General features: G+C 48.9%; 32 protein-coding genes. 3 read left to right on the top strand and 29 right to left on the bottom strand.

Translation table 11 applies throughout. The annotated features are described in order from the left end of the window. Positions 1-119 precede the first annotated feature (119 nt). The 8 genes from GBK04_RS28365 to GBK04_RS28330 form a co-directional block, all read right to left on the bottom strand. Positions 120-401, bottom strand: a complete 282-nt coding sequence (locus tag GBK04_RS28365; RefSeq protein WP_152765645.1) for a hypothetical protein — start codon at positions 399-401, stop codon at positions 120-122. Between the two features lie 80 nt (positions 402-481). Then, positions 482-742, bottom strand: coding sequence for a hypothetical protein (locus GBK04_RS28360; protein WP_152765644.1), 261 nt, complete (start codon positions 740-742; stop codon positions 482-484). 39 nt (positions 743-781) lie between these two features. Continuing rightward, a complete protein-coding gene (locus GBK04_RS28355) occupies positions 782-1,036 on the bottom strand; it encodes a hypothetical protein (protein ID WP_152765642.1) in 255 nt (84 codons plus the stop codon). A gap of 21 nt (positions 1,037-1,057) precedes the next feature. Continuing rightward, positions 1,058-1,306, bottom strand: coding sequence for a hypothetical protein (locus GBK04_RS28350; RefSeq protein WP_152765641.1), 249 nt, complete (start codon positions 1,304-1,306; stop codon positions 1,058-1,060). Positions 1,307-1,312: 6 nt separating this feature from the next. Continuing rightward, positions 1,313-1,681, bottom strand: a complete 369-nt coding sequence (locus tag GBK04_RS28345) for an ASCH domain-containing protein (RefSeq protein WP_152765640.1) — start codon at positions 1,679-1,681, stop codon at positions 1,313-1,315. Then, positions 1,663-2,040, bottom strand: coding sequence for a hypothetical protein (locus GBK04_RS28340; protein ID WP_152765638.1), 378 nt, complete (start codon positions 2,038-2,040; stop codon positions 1,663-1,665). The genes GBK04_RS28345 and GBK04_RS28340 overlap by 19 nt, the downstream gene beginning before the upstream one ends. Positions 2,041-2,208: 168 nt before the next feature. Beyond that, positions 2,209-2,403 (bottom strand): hypothetical protein, encoded by a 195-nt coding sequence (locus tag GBK04_RS28335; RefSeq protein ID WP_152765637.1) that lies wholly within the window; start codon positions 2,401-2,403, stop codon positions 2,209-2,211. Beyond that, positions 2,400-2,678, bottom strand: coding sequence for a hypothetical protein (locus GBK04_RS28330; protein ID WP_152765636.1), 279 nt, complete (start codon positions 2,676-2,678; stop codon positions 2,400-2,402). The genes GBK04_RS28335 and GBK04_RS28330 overlap by 4 nt, the downstream gene beginning before the upstream one ends. A 109-nt stretch (positions 2,679-2,787) precedes the next feature. Here GBK04_RS28330 and GBK04_RS28325 point away from each other — a divergent pair, with 109 nt between their 5' ends. Then, complete coding sequence (locus GBK04_RS28325) at positions 2,788-3,156, top strand: helix-turn-helix domain-containing protein (RefSeq protein ID WP_152765634.1); 369 nt, start codon at positions 2,788-2,790, stop codon at positions 3,154-3,156. 116 nt (positions 3,157-3,272) lie between these two features. Next, the gene (locus GBK04_RS28320) at positions 3,273-4,514 is read left to right on the top strand and encodes a tyrosine-type recombinase/integrase (protein ID WP_373330597.1); all 1,242 of its coding nucleotides are present in this window, start codon (positions 3,273-3,275) and stop codon (positions 4,512-4,514) included. Positions 4,515-4,549: 35 nt separating this feature from the next. Here GBK04_RS28320 and GBK04_RS28315 read toward each other — a convergent pair whose 3' ends face one another. The 15 genes from GBK04_RS28315 to GBK04_RS28250 form a co-directional block, all read right to left on the bottom strand. Next, a complete protein-coding gene (locus tag GBK04_RS28315) occupies positions 4,550-5,422 on the bottom strand; it encodes a DNA cytosine methyltransferase (RefSeq protein ID WP_152756097.1) in 873 nt (290 codons plus the stop codon). A gap of 353 nt (positions 5,423-5,775) precedes the next feature. After that, positions 5,776-6,492 carry a DNA adenine methylase gene (locus GBK04_RS28310; RefSeq protein ID WP_152756095.1) on the bottom strand — a complete coding sequence of 239 codons (717 nt, stop codon included), beginning with the start codon at positions 6,490-6,492 and terminating at the stop codon, positions 5,776-5,778. 258 nt (positions 6,493-6,750) lie between these two features. Beyond that, positions 6,751-8,193 carry a hypothetical protein gene (locus GBK04_RS28305; protein ID WP_152756093.1) on the bottom strand — a complete coding sequence of 481 codons (1,443 nt, stop codon included), beginning with the start codon at positions 8,191-8,193 and terminating at the stop codon, positions 6,751-6,753. A 1-nt stretch (position 8,194) separates the two neighbouring features. Further along, positions 8,195-8,776: a hypothetical protein gene (locus GBK04_RS28300; RefSeq protein WP_152756092.1), complete on the bottom strand. Its 582-nt coding sequence runs from the start codon at positions 8,774-8,776 to the stop codon at positions 8,195-8,197. Between the two features lie 345 nt (positions 8,777-9,121). After that, positions 9,122-10,408 (bottom strand): right-handed parallel beta-helix repeat-containing protein, encoded by a 1,287-nt coding sequence (locus GBK04_RS28295; protein ID WP_152765693.1) that lies wholly within the window; start codon positions 10,406-10,408, stop codon positions 9,122-9,124. After that, the gene (locus GBK04_RS28290; RefSeq protein WP_152756085.1) at positions 10,408-10,614 is read right to left on the bottom strand and encodes a hypothetical protein; all 207 of its coding nucleotides are present in this window, start codon (positions 10,612-10,614) and stop codon (positions 10,408-10,410) included. Before GBK04_RS28290 ends, GBK04_RS28295 begins: the two co-directional genes overlap by 1 nt. Then, a complete protein-coding gene (locus GBK04_RS28285; protein WP_152756083.1) occupies positions 10,611-11,006 on the bottom strand; it encodes a DUF1353 domain-containing protein in 396 nt (131 codons plus the stop codon). Before GBK04_RS28285 ends, GBK04_RS28290 begins: the two co-directional genes overlap by 4 nt. Next, a complete protein-coding gene (locus tag GBK04_RS28280) occupies positions 11,003-11,386 on the bottom strand; it encodes a hypothetical protein (RefSeq protein ID WP_152756081.1) in 384 nt (127 codons plus the stop codon). The genes GBK04_RS28285 and GBK04_RS28280 overlap by 4 nt, the downstream gene beginning before the upstream one ends. A 5-nt stretch (positions 11,387-11,391) precedes the next feature. Further along, positions 11,392-12,003, bottom strand: a complete 612-nt coding sequence (locus GBK04_RS28275; protein ID WP_152756079.1) for a hypothetical protein — start codon at positions 12,001-12,003, stop codon at positions 11,392-11,394. Continuing rightward, positions 11,991-12,452, bottom strand: a complete 462-nt coding sequence (locus GBK04_RS31305; protein WP_373330596.1) for a hypothetical protein — start codon at positions 12,450-12,452, stop codon at positions 11,991-11,993. The genes GBK04_RS28275 and GBK04_RS31305 overlap by 13 nt, the downstream gene beginning before the upstream one ends. Further along, positions 12,449-12,661, bottom strand: coding sequence for a hypothetical protein (locus GBK04_RS28265; RefSeq protein WP_152756077.1), 213 nt, complete (start codon positions 12,659-12,661; stop codon positions 12,449-12,451). Before GBK04_RS28265 ends, GBK04_RS31305 begins: the two co-directional genes overlap by 4 nt. Beyond that, positions 12,651-12,980: a hypothetical protein gene (locus GBK04_RS28260; protein WP_152756075.1), complete on the bottom strand. Its 330-nt coding sequence runs from the start codon at positions 12,978-12,980 to the stop codon at positions 12,651-12,653. Before GBK04_RS28260 ends, GBK04_RS28265 begins: the two co-directional genes overlap by 11 nt. A gap of 30 nt (positions 12,981-13,010) precedes the next feature. Continuing rightward, a complete protein-coding gene (locus GBK04_RS28255; protein WP_152765690.1) occupies positions 13,011-13,859 on the bottom strand; it encodes a hypothetical protein in 849 nt (282 codons plus the stop codon). Beyond that, complete coding sequence (locus GBK04_RS31300; RefSeq protein ID WP_373331432.1) at positions 13,859-14,002, bottom strand: hypothetical protein; 144 nt, start codon at positions 14,000-14,002, stop codon at positions 13,859-13,861. Before GBK04_RS31300 ends, GBK04_RS28255 begins: the two co-directional genes overlap by 1 nt. Further along, complete coding sequence (locus tag GBK04_RS28250; protein ID WP_152765686.1) at positions 13,999-14,382, bottom strand: hypothetical protein; 384 nt, start codon at positions 14,380-14,382, stop codon at positions 13,999-14,001. Before GBK04_RS28250 ends, GBK04_RS31300 begins: the two co-directional genes overlap by 4 nt. Positions 14,383-14,398: 16 nt before the next feature. Here GBK04_RS28250 and GBK04_RS31295 point away from each other — a divergent pair, with 16 nt between their 5' ends. Continuing rightward, on the top strand, positions 14,399-14,530 hold the full coding sequence (locus tag GBK04_RS31295; protein ID WP_373331431.1) for a hypothetical protein: 132 nt from the start codon (positions 14,399-14,401) through the stop codon (positions 14,528-14,530). 35 nt (positions 14,531-14,565) lie between these two features. On the opposite strand, the gene GBK04_RS28245 is transcribed toward GBK04_RS31295, so the two are convergent. From GBK04_RS28245 to GBK04_RS28220, 6 genes are read right to left on the bottom strand one after another with little or no spacing between them, the layout of a single operon-like run. Next, a complete protein-coding gene (locus tag GBK04_RS28245; RefSeq protein WP_152765683.1) occupies positions 14,566-15,123 on the bottom strand; it encodes an N-acetylmuramoyl-L-alanine amidase in 558 nt (185 codons plus the stop codon). Beyond that, positions 15,083-15,376 carry a hypothetical protein gene (locus tag GBK04_RS28240; protein ID WP_152756065.1) on the bottom strand — a complete coding sequence of 98 codons (294 nt, stop codon included), beginning with the start codon at positions 15,374-15,376 and terminating at the stop codon, positions 15,083-15,085. The genes GBK04_RS28245 and GBK04_RS28240 overlap by 41 nt, the downstream gene beginning before the upstream one ends. 1 nt (position 15,377) lies before the next feature. Beyond that, positions 15,378-15,932 carry a lysozyme gene (locus GBK04_RS28235; RefSeq protein ID WP_152765680.1) on the bottom strand — a complete coding sequence of 185 codons (555 nt, stop codon included), beginning with the start codon at positions 15,930-15,932 and terminating at the stop codon, positions 15,378-15,380. A gap of 6 nt (positions 15,933-15,938) precedes the next feature. Continuing rightward, the gene (locus tag GBK04_RS28230) at positions 15,939-16,634 is read right to left on the bottom strand and encodes a hypothetical protein (protein ID WP_152765677.1); all 696 of its coding nucleotides are present in this window, start codon (positions 16,632-16,634) and stop codon (positions 15,939-15,941) included. Continuing rightward, positions 16,631-16,918 (bottom strand): hypothetical protein, encoded by a 288-nt coding sequence (locus GBK04_RS28225; RefSeq protein WP_152765674.1) that lies wholly within the window; start codon positions 16,916-16,918, stop codon positions 16,631-16,633. Before GBK04_RS28225 ends, GBK04_RS28230 begins: the two co-directional genes overlap by 4 nt. Before the next feature lie 40 nt (positions 16,919-16,958). Next, positions 16,959-17,504, bottom strand: a complete 546-nt coding sequence (locus tag GBK04_RS28220; protein ID WP_152765671.1) for a hypothetical protein — start codon at positions 17,502-17,504, stop codon at positions 16,959-16,961. Positions 17,505-17,526: the final 22 nt, after the last annotated feature.

Raw genomic sequence — 17,526 nt, 5'->3', positions numbered from 1 at the left:
GCTTGCGGACGTTCTGACATGGTAAATAGGGCGTTGCTATGGTACCTGTTGCAGAGTCGACACGTAGATAAACCAAACCTAAAAAGCCCCTGGCGGGGGCTTTTTAGGTGGTAAAAAGGCTAAAATGTCCGGGCTTGTTTTTTCAATTCGGCAGAATCAAGCTGTTCGATTCTATCGGCCACTTTCCACAAATCCAGGGACTTCGCTAGAAGGGTACTTACTGCCCGCTCCCGCGTGGCTGCCTTTTCTACCTCAGTAAAATTCCAGCCTTCGACGTGTTCGGCAATAATGAAGGACTGTTCAAGAAACAATGATACTAAACCATGTAGGCCAATTTTCCCCACTTGGTTAACCATTTGATCTAGTCGCCCCTCTACCGTAGTATAATTGGAATAATCCATAATGATAGCGGTAAATGATAAAAGTAGAAATCAAACCTAAAAAGCCCCTGGCCGGGGCTTTTTAGGTGGTAGGGTAGGGATTAGGCAATTGCAACAATTAGCCCTTTTGGGTCGCCATCCTGGGCGGCTTTTTTAACGGCTGTCATGGACTTAAATACAAATCCTTCCATTAACAAAATACATTCCTGCAACTGCTCAACGGTAGCAAGTCCCCCGGCATTAACTACGGAATCATCAGGATGGATCTGTATGAGTACAAAACCGGTGGCGGGGTTGTCGTGCCTTTCGGTGTAGCGGTCGTATAGCATTTCAGCTTTAAATAAAAATTCTTCCTTTGTCATAAGTGAAATAAAATTTAGAAGTGAATAAATAAATTAAAATTAAACGGGTTCGCTTTGCAGCGCTTCTAGGGCTTTGATTCGTCCGGCAATTTCCAATGATTTCCATTGCAAATTTGACATAATCAGCCAAAGGCCGGGCGCGCAATCATTGACCGAAAACAAACGGCCTTCAATCAGAAATGAATGGTTTTGGCCAAACAAATTGTAAATCTTTTGAAGGTGTTCTATTTCGCCTTTCGTGTGGCTCAGGTTTTCGGTAAGGCTTTGCAATTCCTCTGTTTGTGGGGTAGGCATAGCGTAGGGGTTAAGAAAGAATTAATTATCTGATACGGGCGGCAAAAAATAGCAACCTTCAAAACCTCCCGTTAGAATCTTATGAAAATAATTATCCATTGATTCGCGTGTATGAATAACACCTTTCACGCTTAGAATCCCTTTGCTGGATATATCGCAACCTAATTCATTACTAAGAGCCAAATAATAAACGCTCGGCGGGGATTTCGCATCCTTTGTAAATTGATCATATCTTTTAGCGCATTCGGTTAAAAAACTCTGCTTATCCATAGTCATTTAATTAAATAATGGAACTTGATTTTTTGGGGAAACTTCCGGTTTTACAACCTGTACCAATAAGCAATAAGCGAGCGGGGTACTATCATTAAAATTAGGCTTATTCTTGTACATGGTTCTCAGGACGTCGCGGCATTCGTTCGCGTTATATCCTGTATCCAGATACGCGATTAAATCCGTAATACCTTCCGGGGTCAACGGGGTAAGCTTCTTAACTTCAAATATTCCATAGGTTTTGTTTTTATAAAATACTTCAAACTTGGCTCCTATAAAGTAGCGTTTAGGGTTCAATAAACGTAGGGTTGTAAATGCTTTACAATCCAATTTATTATTCCAGTTGTAGGAGAAATCTAATCGTTCGTACTGCATAATTCAGGGGTTAAAAATTGGGACTCTAAAAGGCTCAGGCGCGGGGGCTTATTGGCTACCGTATAGGGGTCATAGTTAGGGCGGGTCGGAAAGTTCAAGGCTTGCAAACGTTGCTCGTAAACGGCATTTAAAGCCGTGGCGGCATTGGCAAAGTCTATCAAATCATCAAAGCAAATCCGATAAAACTGGATCATGCCGGGTAGGCGGTCGGGGCTTACGTGTAAGCCTTCGCGGCGTTTGGCTTCCAGGGACTTCAAATAGTTGCCCATATCCTCAGCGGCTTTCATCGCTTTGGGTTCACGCTCTTTGTACGTGGCATAAGCCAACGTCAGGTTGGTATCGATTTTCTCTACTTCCATCGCGGTAAGGCTTTAAATTGTAGTTGCTCCAAAAACTTCCGGGTGCTGTATTCCGTAGGGTTACGGGCCGTAAGGGCGAACTGTAAAAGCATGGCCCGACTAGCGGGCATTTGCTTTATTCTTCGTGGCAGTGCCTTGTTTATCATGTCATTACAGGGCAAAAAAAATTTAGGATTCGTCCTCACTTGGTACGGTTTCGATACCCTCCGCTAAATCGATTAATTCAGCTACAACGGTATCAATGCGGGAAGTAAGTACAACAATCTCCCGATTGTAGGGATTAGGTTTTGCCGTGACCTTTTCAATCAAAAGGGAACGTTGACGTAGGTATTCATCAATGATTTTTGGAATGTCAATTTTCATAACTTCATCCCGAATACCTCGGCGGTTTGGGCGTCCTCGGTTACGTCTCTTTCCTTGGCGGCTTCGTAATCGAAGAAAAAGCCGGTTTCGTGATGAAACCCAATGCAACTGCTATCGTAAATCGTGCGGAAATCTTCTACGGTAAATTTCCCCTTACCATTCATCAGGTGATAAAAACCCTGATCGGTAATACCTCGGCGCTCTTTGAGCGCTTTCTTAACTGCTTTCTTGGCCCAATTGGGCGCTTCGCTGTACACTTGCTTTAAAGTTGCCATAAAATAAGTTTGTGGGTTTTTGTATTGTTTTCTAGTAGCACTTTACTACTTTATAGCACAATGTTACGAAAATAATTACATTAAATGCAATACTAAACGATACAATTCCATGAAAAACAGCAACGAAGTACATTTTGGCTCTATGCTTCGGCGGGCGTTTGATCGCTCGGATTACACCCAAGAACAAGCGGCGGAAAAGTTCGGGGTAGCAAGGAATAACTTCGCTAACTACTTCAAAAAGAAAGATTTAAACACGGTTGTACTGCGGCGGGCGTGTGAGGTTTTCGGGGTACCCATGACGTACTTTTTTGGTTTTTCCGATGCTTTACCCCACTCCGGAAATTATGTAGCGGAAAACGTGGCAGGCTATACCGCCAAACTCACGCAATGCCTGGAAGAAAATACTATGCTGAAAAAAGAAAACGGCCTTCTTACGTCCCTGGTGGACATTTACAGAGGGAAAACGCCCACACAATAGCGCACAAAATAGCGCTCACACACGCACAAATTAGATTTCATTAGCTTTTAAATTGGCATAGAATGAGTTACCCGGCTATTGGACTACAATCCGATATTCTCCACTATATGCCCTCTATGATCTCCATAGGGGGTTTTTTCTTTCTGCTCACGGCAGTACTCACAAATTCACCAAATCTTTACGGAATGAGTAGGGGCGGCAACTACCCTTTTGTACTGGCTTCGTTGAAAGATCGGGGCGGCGACGTTTCGAAGTATTGGTACATTGAGTGGTACGCTTGGGACGTAGATAAGGGCGAACTACGGCGCGGGCGGAAACAATGCCCGGCCAAATACAAAACCGATAAGGCGCGGCGGGCCTGGGCGGGGCCTGTCGTGGATCGATTAAATAAGCTGCTGAATGAGGGCGCGCACTTTGCAGCGGGTACCGATCAAAAAGAAGCGGATTTCTTTAAAGAGCGGGTACCGGCTGACGTCCTGGCGGCGCTGGATGAAATACTAAAATTGAATGCGGCCAACTTTCGAAAGAAAACAAAAGGTACCTATCAAAGTGCTGTAAACAAGCTGCGGGGATTCTTTGCGTACTATGACATTAAGCCTATGCCCCTGGCTCGGGTACCTGACAACCTGGGCGCGCGCTTTACGGAGTATATGCAAACGGTACTCGGTAACAATGCCCGCACGGTGAACAATACCAATAATCAAATTAAGATTTTGTTCAATTTGATGGATGGGCGCGGCTGGATCGATAAAGGAAAAGTAAAGACGAAGAAATTAGGAGAAACGGACAGCGGCAAAAATATTGCTTTCCTGCCGGAACATCAGGAAATCATCGAAGCTTGGCTATTGGCCAATGATTTCGATTTATGGGTTTTTACGCGCTTCCTGTATTTCGCCTTCATCCGTCCGCGTGAACTGGCGGCGCTTCGGTTTGAAAATATAAACCTTACTCAGCGGGCGGTGATGGTGCCGGGCTTGGTATCCAAAAACAAAAAGCTGCAACCTGCGGCCATTGTCGAACCGTTCCGGGTGGTGTTGACTGATCATGTTTGGCCGCGGTCGGGGAAAGGTAGGGGTAGGGTTTTTGGGAAAGGGTTAACGCTGGGCGGGCCGGGTGTCCTGGCCGAAAATGCGGCCTATGAGCGTCACCGGGTGGCGCTGGCTGCCTGTGGGCTGGCGGGCCTGGATTACACGCTTTATTCCTGGAAACATACCGGCGTTGTAAATGCCTATCTGGCGGGGGTGGATATCGTCAGTTTACAGCAACTTCTAAGGCATCAGCATTTATCTACTACGGAGGTTTATTTAAAATCGCTGGGGCTTCGGGTAAATACCCTGCTGTTAAATTCTAGCTGGTAACTGTGAATTGGCCAGGGTCAACAATACGAGCTCACTCACTTCTGTGAGTGAGCTCGTATTGTTTGCGGTCGACGGGTCACGGCTGTGACTGATCGAGTATTACAAAGCGCTGCGGCTTCACGCTTTTTTTGTAGGCGCTTCCGGCATGTCGCGTTTGCTGCTTTCTGCTTTCCGCTCAGAATGCGCCCGCAACCGCACAAACATACCTTTGCATTATATATGGTGATGGGGTCGGCAGCTGTGGTCGCTTCCCAAATGGCGCGGCCTACTTCCTGAGCGACGGCGGCATGAACGCCGTTACTAACGGCTTTGTACTTGGCGGCTTTATGAAAGTCGGGTAAATCAAAATCGGGCGGTAAACCCTGCAACCGGCAAAACTCGGAAAATGTACGCCGTCCTTTTTGGGTGCCTTCGCTGGCTGTTAAGCAGGGTTCGCGTTTTCCTGTGAACGCGCTGCGGCGAATGTTCAGGATTAGGCCACGTTTTGACCCAAATTGAAAATGCCTTAACCGGCTTTGTGAGTGGCCCAATTGAGTAGGGGAGAGGTCGAACCGCTGAACGTGGTACCCTACTATTTCAATATCCGGTACTCCTGGGACATTTTCAAGTAAAAACCAATTCGGTAACGACTCCTGAACGATCCGGCAATATTCCCCTAAAAGTTCCAAGCCTTCGCCGGTTGGAGGGGTACGCCGGGCGCGGCTGAAATCCTGGCAGGGTGAGCCGCCAATAACCCCCGAAAAGACGCCGGGCATCGACCGAAACGCGCGAATATCTCCGCCCGTTATTTTCTCCGGCCCTCGGACTACACAAAATCCGTTTTGCTCAAAACCGGAATCTAAAAGGCCAATTCCAGAATAAACGGATAGTACCAACTGTGGCGGGCCCTCTGTTGTTAGCTGCTGCATACTCACACTTTTTTTTTGATTTAAAGGTACGGTGTAAAATGTGAGTTGTCAAGTGTGAAAACGCGCGGCTCATTCACGCCGGCGCAATCACAGAAAAAAAACGTGATTGACCTGGCTCTTGCGTTACCAGGTCAATCACAAATGTGAGCATCCCAGGGATGCAGTACCGCGGGCAATCACAAACGTGAATGCACCCGGTAACGTGAACGCCGGCGAGTCACTTTAATCCGGAGGATCACAAAAAATTCAGTTTACGATCGATCATAGATGAATGGATCTATGTGATATCGGATCCGCCCAAGTCATTTTTATCTATGGTCGACGGAATGGATCGACGACATAGATTTATATATCTATGTTCTACACGTTAGAACCGCCTGAATAATGGCGTTCCGCTCGGTAGCGGGCAGATTATACAACTTCTTTATTTCACGGTGAATCTTCCTTTTGATCCGCTGGCGGTCGGTGAAATCTTCTCCTAAGAAATCATATTGATGAAGGTACCCTAAATGATTTTCGTAGTTCATATACAAAAGTTCCGTGGCTGGGCCTTTGCGGGTTTGGGCCTGGAATTCCTTCAATTCCCAATCTTTCAGGTAATAACTGTATATGGGATTTTGATAGGTTGAAATGACAAAATCAATGTGGGGGGCGGAAAGGCTGAGTACAGTTTGCAATAGTTCGACGTGCTGGGCGTCGGTCATTTCGTAGCGGTACAAATCCCGGCTACTTTTCCGGCTGGCGCGCGGGTACGGTGGATCAAGATAAATTACGTATTTCTCCGATTCCTGGAAGGGGTACCGGCTTAAAAACTCGGTGGCGTCCTGTTGGAGTACTTCATAGCCGTATCCGTCTATCTGGTACCCGCGCCACTTTACAGAAACTTCGGGGTCAATGTCGTTGATCAGATTGTACAAGGCTGGGCGCTTGTACTGAAAAATGGCGCCACTTCCGGCGAACAATTCCATATATACACTATGCGGGCGGATTACATTTATAATATTGTGGAATACCCCTTGCCCGTTCTTTCCGCCTGGATAGGTTCTAAAAATCTGATTCTCTTTTTTCATTCTGGACCTTACAGTTATTTATGTCTATGTCGGCCGACCATGGCCAGCATAGACGAAGCTGACTAGCAAACCAGGTACCCAAGTTATTTTTATCTATGGTTTCCGGAGAATACAGCTGGCACAGTCAGTTCTATCTATGACCCCGGAAAAATAGACAGAAATAACTATAATGTCAAGAGCACAAAAAAGCCCTGCCGAAAATCGGCGGGGCTTTATGATACGATACTTTAACTTCACTACACGCGGGAAAGGTGGACTTTACAGGTTGATAAGTTGCGCGAATGGGCCAATTCCGCAAACGTCCATTTGGTACGTTATACCGCTATTGGTCGGGTGCCTGAACTCCAACGTTCGGCGTATGTTGTCGGCCCAAAAATTATAGGCTAATACGGACATTTGCCCGCCTTTGATCCGGGCTTTTACCACATAGGTTTTATCGTAGTATTGCCTTACTTCCTCAGTGCCATTGGCCGTTTTGTTGATCCAGTTCCCGCCGTTGATCCTATAATCACAATAGTAATCGGTGCCGCCTACGGTTCGACCTCCCGTAACATTCCAGGCACGAAGGCCAAAATTAGGGAAGTCGGCCAGGAAGGCGGGAATGTCGTAGTAATTGCTCCCCTCGTTCACGTAGTTGGGGTACGTGGTCGGCGTGGATGACCCGCTAGGGTAAAAGCGATCCTTCCCGGACATATAAAAAGAAATGTCCAGGATTTTCGTTTTGTCCACTTTGGCCCGGCGCTTCAAACCCCACTCAATAGAAACGTTCCCGTACTCATGGGCCAGGAACGGCCATAATAAACTTAATTGCGGATTGTGGGCGGCTTTGTTGCTCCGCTCAAATACTCCGCTGGGTAGGTAGGTATTGTGCGCGTAGCCGGGTAGCCATTCGTTTACGTCGAATACAAAAAGGCCAGCCGCTTTACCCAATTTCTTTGATAGTCGCATTCGAAAAATTGCCTGTAGCATTTGCTTGGCGGTCTGGTCGGGTGCGTTCAGATAGATTCCTTCTACGATTAGGTTTGTTGCACTGTAATTATTACCTGGGTGGTAAATGCTGGTCGGCCACGTATTGCTATTGCTGGTAAGCATTCCTTCATGAGCCGCCCGGGACGCTTCCCCCAAATTGTAATTTACTCCACCGTGCCAGCGCGTGAAGTAGTTGGCGGCGAACAATGCCCCATCCGGTAGCCGCTCCATACACCGATCAATGAATACTTTCCAACTTGGGTGCAATTCGGGTAAATAGGCGTCGCCCTCTAACAATTCCCCCACAAACAAACCTATGTTCAAATCTAACCCATTGGCGGCGTTTAGTGCTTGCTGGGTAGTCATAGGCCCGCCCGGCCAGAATGCCAGGTTATAATTTCCGCCCGTCGTGGGTTGCCAGTTGTCCGGCCCCTGGCGGGCAAGGTTGAAAATATCCTGTATCCGGGGGACGTCCTGATAGGCCCGGCCCGGAAAGCGGGCGCGGAATGCGGCGGCTCCTCCGGCTTCGTCGTTGGCATCCAATAAGGAAAAGTGCGTGACTCCTTTATTGAAGGTGTGTTCAATACCCCTATCTTCCCGGTTTGGGCTTGCTTGGTGAAAATGGCCGCTCGGTAACGCAAAATTGCTACCTACTTCCATCCATTGCGGCAACTGGCTTGCAGGGTTGTAATTATCCGGTACCGGGTTGACGGTGTTAATTTGGGTTGCCATATTAATTTGAATTGGGTACGAATGCAAAAACGAACTGAGCGCCTACGTCGCCCTTATCAAAAAACTCTATTCCGTTCGGATCATAGTAGGGGTTACTTTGTTGCTCCGGTGTGGAAGCATGCTGTTCAAGGCTGACCAAACCGACTTTGATCGAATGCTTCAGAACGTGGCCGGGTAGGTTGGTTTGCCAGGGTTCATCAATCAAGCGGCCCGATTGCCTTACTACTTTTTCGCCTACGATGTAGTACCATTCATAACCCGGTGCCGGGCTGCGGGTGGATAAATCGGTAATACGCCAGTTGTTAGAACTGCCGGAAATTTCAAAGTTCGCCAGAGAGGCATAACCTCGAGAAAGGATTACCGGCGTGAAGTTGCCCGAAATACTACCAATCCCGGTCGACCCCCCGCTAGTACGATCGCCAGCGCTTACGGGAATATTGGGAAGCTGAACGACGGGCGGGCCAAGTGTACCGGCTTTGGCTTTATACTTTCGGATAAAGAAGTAAAGCAGGATTGCACCCACTATCCACAAAATGCGCTGCCGGTTGGCGGCGCTGCTTAGGTATTTTTCGAGTGCGTCCATTTCATTTATAATTCAGGCGTTTTTTATTTGACTCTGTACCAGTTTCCGGCTAAGTACTTGTACATAAGTATGAAGCCTTCGTACTGTGTCGATGAAGAAAAACAATAGGATCGCCAAGAATAAAGCCACTCCCGGTGGTAATGTTGACGGTAATCGGTGAAGCGCTGTTATTGAAAAGCGCAACGTAAAATTCGTCTTTCTCCTGGGGGACTTCGGTAGGCGGAGAAATAACAAGATCGGTACTGGCTGTAAACGTTGCGCGGTACGATTTCCACACCTTCGGAACAAGGTTTGTCGGATTGGGAAGAATAACGGTTTCACTGGCTCCGCGTTTCTCATTTACAATCAATCCGCTTTCTTCGTCGATTTCGCGTAAAATGTTGATCCGTGAAATATCATTGTAAAGCCCCCGCTTGCAAGTACTATTTTGTAGTTGTCCAGGATCGAAATATTATTACTGTATCCGGGATGAATAAAAAACTGATAATGTCCGGCTAAGTTGGGATTGGCTTGTACGATGTAATTCCGCTGTATGGTAAGGTTTCGTACCGGGCCGCTCCCGTCCGCTTTGCCTGTCGTAAGCTGATTGCCAAACGTTTCCGTAAGGTTGTTAACAAACCGATTCCCTTCTACAACACCCGTTACAACCGCCTGAATCCAAATAGAACCCAGTAGATTGTTATTCCCTAACTCATTGTGTGTAATGGTAATGAGCCGGGAAACGCCCCGGCCATCGTACCCGATTACAATACCGTAGTTCGTGTTTCCAATGATTTGGTTATTGTCTATTTCTACTTGTTCGGAGAGTTCAGAGTAAATTCCCGTATTGCAGTAAAAAATAGAATTGTGGCGTATGATGATATGTGACGCGACAAATTCAGAGGAAACGTCCCCTACTATATTGATCCCCTTCCCATTCAGGCCGTCTATCCAACACCGTTCGATTAACCCGTTTGAGGACTCCCCAAAGTCGGAGAACCCAACGGCGGTTATTTTGATCCCGTCGCCACTGAGAGCGGGCATATAAAGATCATGAATGTAAAAATCTTTCTGACTGCTTAGGAGAATCCCCGTTACCGTACCGGTTACGGTATTTGCTGACTTTTTAATAAAAAAATCCGACAACTCGGTTCGATAGGTATTGTAGTACGTGGTGTTGTTGGGGATGTTATCGTTATTCCCATCCAGCAGGAACAAAGGCCCGTTCAGATTGTGGGTAATAAATCCCGACTTTTCGCGGCCCGCTCCCCGGATACGAAGCCCCGCCCCGCGTACGGTAGCGTTGACCTGTATTAGCGAGGACGTAATGAAGTACTTTCCAGGCGCGTAAATTTCCGCCCCTTTCGAGGATAGCGCAACCCAGTTGAGTAGTTTTTGCCATGCCTGGGTGTCGTCCGTCGTGCCGTTGCCCAATGCCCCGAACATTTCCGGCGTAACAATAGGGTTCTTTTTGTTGACATAATCTATGATTCCATCCATTGCCGTACGCACGTCGGCGGCACTGTACCCGGTTGTCCTGGCTCCCCGCGTGGGTATCTTGGATTGAATCAATGCGCGTACCGTGCTATCAGCGGGTACCATTTGGCCCAATGCCAGGAAGGGAAATAAAAGGAGAAATAAGAGCTTTTTCATTAGGCAGCGTCTTGGTTTTTTAGTTGGGTAGTGATTCCAGAAACGGAAGTTTCCAGCGTAGTGATTCGCGTGGTGTAGCCGTTTACCTGGGCTTGTAAGGCATCAAATTGGGCTTGGGTGGGTCCGGCTCCGGTTGGCATCTGTTTGTACATCAAGTACACGACGGCCAGGGCCAGCCCAAAAAGAAAAAGGTCGTTCGTTTTCATTTTTTACGGTTATTACGATTCCAGGTAATTGAACTGAACAGCGTTGTATAAATCAGCATGGCGAATACTTTCCAAATCGGGGCCTTTCCCTGAACCATTCTCACGGCTAACATGAAGTTGGATAAATGCCGGGCGTGGCGGTCGCCTAATTGATCCCGAAACAGGCCGTTTTCGTGTTCGTAGTCGTGTGGTATGGCTTCGTTTGATCCGGCTCCGTGCGGGTGAATGATCGGGTACAAGAGCCAGGGCGCACTAATAAAATCGGTTCGGTAGCCTTTCGGAATCGTGTATTCCCCTTGCGGGTGTGGGATTACGGCGGGGTCGCTGAGTGCCCACCAATCCGATTTTTCGCCGTACACCTTTTGAACTACGATCCTGGGAAAGCGTGTCATTCCTGGCTAGGTAGTTTCACCTTTAAAGGCCAATTAACGTACCTAAAAAAAGCGTTTATTTCGGCGGTATCCGAAGGGGTTACACTTCTATCAATGTACTTATTTACGAGCTGGTACTTTGAGTTTGGTAGGGTCTTGTTGCCCTCTTCGGCGGCTCTGGTAAGTACCGCTGAACGCAATTCGTAGTAGACATTTTGAACCATTATTTTTTGCACGGTATCCGCCGGATTGGGAGCCAGATAAGGCGCTCCGATGGGTCGCACGACTAGTGCGTTCACCCTGGGGATTTCCAAGGTAAATTCCTCCAAAGGAATGGTAACATCTTGCCCGGTCGCGGCCAGGGAAAGGAATAGCAGTAGAATTGAAAATAGCTTTTTCATGGAAATTACTGTAAAGTGGTAATTAGATTGCCAGAGTTGTCGATGGTGATTTTGTAGCGCTTGGTACCGTCCGGCGTTTTGAGTATTATTCCCGCTCCGGCTGTGGTGTGTTCGGTTCCGGCCTGAAATGTCGTTAAACCGGTAAACCGCCCCGTACCGTTCACATCCAATCCATACCCGGCATTAGTGGAAGTGCCTATACCAACGTTTCCAAAAAGCCGGGTAAAGGTGGTAGAAGAATTACCCAGTACGGTCGTATTGTTACCTAGCCCGGTGGCATCGTGACCAATTACAATTTGGTTGGTTTGTCCATCTGCGAGCGCTTTGGTATTGTAGCCTAAAAAAAGGGAATTGGCTGGATTGCTCAGTACGGTAGTCCCGTCGGCTATATACCTTCCCGCTTGTCTTCCTAAAAAAAGATTGTTGCCTCCGGTTGTGACAAAATAGCCCGCGTGTACGCCTAGAAACACATTATTGCTTCCGGTGGTGCTCGATAGCCCAGCCTGATAGCCTAGTACTATATTACTATTTCCGGTGGTGTTCGATAGCCCAGCATGATACCCTATAAAGGTGTTAGTGTTTCCGGTCGTGTTGGCGTTACCAGCTAAATAACCCAATACAGTATTGCCATTAAGATTCCCCCCCCCAAACCAACACGTAGCGAATTAATGTAGATATCCTGCGTAAAAGTCTTGACCCCCGTAAATGTCTGCGTTCCGGCGAGGGTCGCATAGTTGGAAACGTCGGGCGCGGGGCCGGTCGGCCCTTGTACGCCCTGCGGCCCCTGTATTCCCTGCGGCCCTTGCGGCCCCTGAATACCTTGCGCCCCGGTTGCCCCCTGCGGCCCGGCTACCCCCTGCGGGCCTTGTGGCCCTGGTACCCCGGTCAGTGTGTCGGCAAAATCCACTACCTGAAATATAGCCTGCCGGATACTAGCGGGCGTTACGACGCGCGGGCGGCTGTCGGGTAGTATTTTGGTAATGGTATCCTTTACGGCGGGCGCGGAAATTTGCGCCTGGGCGGTCAGGCTGCCAAAGAGTAGGGCGAGTATTACAAGGCGTTTCATATAGCAAAAGGTGATTGATTGAGGCGTTCAATCAGAGTGGCCGAATCTTCCTGTAAATCTTTGATTACGGCGGCTTGATGAACGACCAACTTATTAAGGGCGTCAAAGTCGGCGGCGGTGGGGTAGCCGGTGCCGGTCAGGGTGGCGGTTCGCCTGGATCGCAAAACCAGAAAGACGAACACGGCTATCAAAATAGTGTTAGGCTTCATCGGGCGCGGGGGTTACAGATTGGAATTTCTTTTTCAGGCTGCCAAGTTCCGCCGTCGCAATCGTGACAAATACCGGTATGATTCCGATTAACTCCATCGTATGCCCGGTTAGCTGGCTGGCATATTCTACCAGATTCCCGGCAATGAGTACAGCGGTATAGGCTAAAAGCTTGTATAGGTATTGGGTCAGGTACCCGTACTTGAACTCCCGTTTGATCAGGGCGCGCGTGATACCTAGCACAGCATCCAGCAAGACGATTCCAAAAATGATTTGGAATAAAACGAAGTGAGCGAAGGCAATCAAAATAAATTCTTTCATGGCTAATAGATTGGTATTGGTACTTGGTTGTTATCCGTCGACGCCTAAAATATCCCCCTTGCCAGGGTTGGCAGCCCACGCCAGTAAACCGGCTTCGGTCGCGGGGAATACCTTTTTACTCGTTCGCTTGGCATCCCTGGCGGCGCTCTTGGGATTGCGCAAACTGCGCTGCATTTCTTTGGCAAGTTCTACGATCCCGCTGGCCTGTTGGGCGCGGTACTGAGCGACGCGGGCCAAACGTTCCATTTTAAAGGCGGCGTCCAATTTAATCGGCGCGTTTTGGGCGCGGCCTTTCTTGCCTTTCAGCTTCTTACCCTTCAATAGTTGTAGGGCTTGGGTAGCAAACTTGGTTTGCTGGTCGTCGGTCAATGCCCAAAAACTACCTTCCGATTCCGGAATTTCGAGCAACGGCCCAAAGTAAAAACGCGGGTTGGCGGCTACTTCGGCCAGTTCCTTTTTAAAGGTGTCGGCGCGTAGGGTACGCAATCCGTTTTTCACGAAGGTGTCGACGTCCTTTATTTTCTGGCGCTCGTAGGTACTGCGGGCGCTCTGGCCTTCCTTCACGCGGCGGCGTACGTAGGCTTGTAGCTTGGCGTTCGTGTCGTACTGCTGGGCAAATTCTAGAATGTCCTGTATTAAGGTGTCTTCGTCGCGGTTGCTTCCGGAAAACTCCTTTAACTCGGCGGCGGCTAGGTCAATGCCTTTGGCCGTTTTCTTGATCCAAAACCGGCGCAATCCGGGCGTTAGGTTGTTGGGGTCGCCAAACCGTTTAAAAGATTCCAGGCTAAACGTAGGTTGCAGGATGGCTATAAAGTCCTGAATGCTCTCATAGGGCATATCTTTCAAAACCGACTGCAAACGCTTCTGACTGGTACCCATTATTTTACGAGTTTGGTCATTAACAAATACGCGATGGCGGCACCCACGGCGGGGTACTTCCATTTGGCCGCTTTGCCGTATTTCCACGTAAAGTAGGCGGCGGCTACTCCGATTAGGTTTACTTGGGTCGTGAGGTTATTCATAGAAAAATTTTGGTTACGATGGCGGCGGCTATTACTAAGGTTTCGACTAGTACGACGTTTCCCCGGCGTTTGGCCCGCCGTTCCATGACAGAACGGCGGGCGGTTTCCTCTTTTAGTCCCTGCTGGGCGTCGTTTATTTCGGTTTCCTGGCGGCTGGTTTCCGCAATCAGGGTTTGAATTTTGGCATTCAACAAGCCGTTAATCTGGCGGGCTTCGTCGCATATTTTCAGTTCTTTGATGATCTGCGGCGTTAGGCTGGTCAACTGGCGGACTTCCGTAGGTGTCAAGGTATCCGGCTGCGCGGTAGCGTTCCAAGAGTGCGCGGGCGGCGCTGTCAGGGTCAGCAGGGCGGCTACTATACAGGCTATCAAGTTTCGCATATTCAGTTATTAGCTGTTGATCGATGGATCTGATTTTATCAATATGGGCGGCGCGCTCGGCGGTCAATTCCTGGACGGCGTGGCGCGGGCGCTCCTGGTATCGGCGGGCAAAGTATCCGGCTCCAAACAGGATGATACTACCCAATAGCAACACGCTCCACGAAGTACCCTTTACATTCCATTTCATGCTTTGCGGGTGCTTTCTTCGGCCAGAAATTCAGTAACATTATGCACTACATCGGAAAAATAGTACCGGTATTCTCGGACGTCGCCGGGGTTCGTGATAAAGCACGTTTCCAGCAAAAAGCTACGTTCCGGGTTCAGATGCAACACGCCTAAACGGTTGTGTTGGCTCTGGCTTTCGTTCTTGGCTCCCCTGTCTTTTATCCGTAGGGCATCGGCAACGCTGGCGCTCAGTTTGGCGGCGGTCGGTTGGGGCTGCAAAAAGCGTGAGGTTTTATAAAATACCTCGGTGCCGGTGGCCTGGGGGCTGGCGGCGTTAAAATGCAAATCCAAAAGAACATCTTCAAAGTGAGCGATTTCCTTGATTTTGCTCCACGTTTCGGCGTTGGTGGTGTCGTTCTGGTCGACGTACACGTTGACGCCCCGTTCAATCAACCGCGTAGCGATGGCATTACGAAGTATTACGGCTTCGATGGCTTCGTCAAACCCTGGCACTTTGGCCCCGGTACCTATGCCGTTAACTACGGCGTGGCCTGCGGTTAGAATTACTTTTGCCATGGACTTCTAAGTTTAGCTCTTGATACTTGCGTTCGAGTTCGTTGTACTTTTTCGTCAAAATTTCGTGTTGCTCCATAAGCAGATTAAACCGCCCTTCCAAATGTTCCGCGTACTTTTTCCAGTTATCAGACACGATGTTGTCCGTTTCGGCATCGTTCTTTTTTTTGGAAAATATATACCGGATACCTTCCAGCGCGCCCCCGCCTATGGCAAAATCTAAAAGCCGTTCAAAGGCTGTGACTTTATCGGGCATATCATTGACGGCTTTCGTTTATGAGGTAGCCGCCCGCCAGGGCTAACAGGATCGCCCCGATTCCGGCAATGTTGGTTGTTACCTCACTCCTAAAAACCGGCTGGCCGTACGCCTGGGCTTCCTTCAATCGGCGGTTGGCGTTGTAGGGCCAGGATTTAAAGGCGGCTTCGATGGCGTTCAGGTCGTTGGGATTTACCTGTATTTGCTGCCATAGCTGCGACTTCAAAAAGTTGCCCGGCCCGGCGTTGTACACGAACGAAACCACGGCGTCAAATTGGGGAACCGTCAGGCGGATATTTTTCCCGTTCAGGTAGCTATTTAGGTACCCTTCGTTTAGTCGTACGTGGTACAATAAGAGTTGATCAGCCCTTTTTTTGGTGATCTGCTGGCCGTACTGGATTTTACTACCGTCCTCGTAGAAGGTGCAACCGTACCCGATGGCGGGGCCGTTGGTGTCCTTATAGGCAGGGGTTAAAAAGCTGTCAGGCTTGGAAAACAACGGCGCGTTTTCTTCCAGGGCTATAAAATCAATTCCGCTTTGTGAGGTCGTTCCCATAGTATTTTAGTTTGCGTATACGCGGACGTCGGCCCGCTTAATATATCCGTCCGTGGGGTACCCGATCCAGTTCCGATAAGTGACCAGAACGTACTGAGTTTCTACGCCCCCGCTTTTGGCTATGGTGTAGTACTTAAATTCAGTTTTGGTACCCAGCGGCAACGTCGTAACGGTTTGGCTGCTATCGCTGGCGGATAAGAGCGGAGTACGTCGGATGGTTTCGGCGGTGTAGCCTTTGCCGGTGGTGGCACCTCCCCCGGTGGGCGTGGTAGGGGCGGCATTGCCTTGCAGGATGGCTACAAACTTGGCGAAAACTTCGGGGTTGGCGTCGTCGCTTATGTCCTGTATGAGTTCGCTTTTGTAAAGTGTCCGATAACTGGCTGTAACCTCAGACCAGACGTTGCCCCGGCAAACCCCGGCCAGATAGTAAAGCGTATCTTCATCGGTGCCGCCGTCGATGCCTAAAAATGAGAATCCCCACGGTCTGAGCGCTTGCCGGAATTGCAGCGCTATATTGGCGGGGTTGACCGCTCCCCCGTTGCCCGCTACGACTTTATCATATTCATTTTGGGCCAAACGCTTGCGGGCGCTGGATCGCAATAATAGATAGAGGGCAATAGCAACCAAGACTTTACCGACGTTGGCGACGGTCTTTTTGTCTACTTGGCTGGCCAGGGCGGCGGCGGCGGTTAAATTCTTCATAGACTGGCTTTTTGCTTGAATAGCTGCATCGGGTTTTTGACCGTGTTAAACTTGGAAAATAGGGCAATGGCGGCGCGGGCTTCGTCAACGCCTTCCCTGGTCAACAGGCGGGCAAAAAATGCGTTATTGTCGTGGATTTCGGTTTGCAGTTGTAGCACTGCATCCGGGTTGTTTGTTACAAATTCGGTCAGGGCTTCAATTAGTTTTATGGTGTCCTCGGTACCTAGTACTTCATCGTAGGCGCGGCCAAAATCTTTCAAAAGTTGTAGTAAGTCCTTTTCCATTGGTTCCGTTGTGTAAGCGTTTTAAAAAGTACGTAGGTGTTTAGAGGTTGTTAAATCCGCCACTGGCGCGGGGAATCTGATTGATCACAACCGGCGCGGCGGTTTTATTCTTGATGGCTCCCAATGCAAATTCCTTAATCAGACTTTGGGCAAAATCATTGTTGCCGTCGCCGTCCGTCAAATCTTCCAGGATTTCAAAAAGCTTGTTTTGATTTTCTTCCAGCTTTTTGATTTTATCTTCCATTTCTTTCATACGGAATTCTTGCATGAGTTCGGCGCGCATTTGTTCGCGCAAACTGCTTACACTTGAAAGCCCCCCGGCTTGCTGGGCGGCGGCTCCGGCTTTGGTAAATTCAAAGTTGTTGGCGCTCCGCTGGCCGCTGGCGTTGCGGTATACCGATAGGCGGTAGCTGTTGGGCGGCAGTAGTTCCAGGACGTTTTTAAAATGCTCCTGGGCGGTGGCTGGGTCGGCGGTGGGGTTGTTGTCTTTTTCGCACTCGCTTACCTTACTGGTACCTTTCCATAGTTGCCAGAAAGCCATGTTTTCCTGTTTCAAAAAGTCGCTTGCTTGCTGTGTCGTATCCATGTTGCGTAGTAGGGGTAAAGTG

Source organism: Salmonirosea aquatica (assembly GCF_009296315.1).
Taxonomy (GTDB): Bacteria; Bacteroidota; Bacteroidia; order Cytophagales; family Spirosomataceae; genus Salmonirosea; species Salmonirosea aquatica.
Note: the sequence above shows the minus strand (reverse complement) of the source record. Positions and strands in the feature narration are given on the sequence as shown.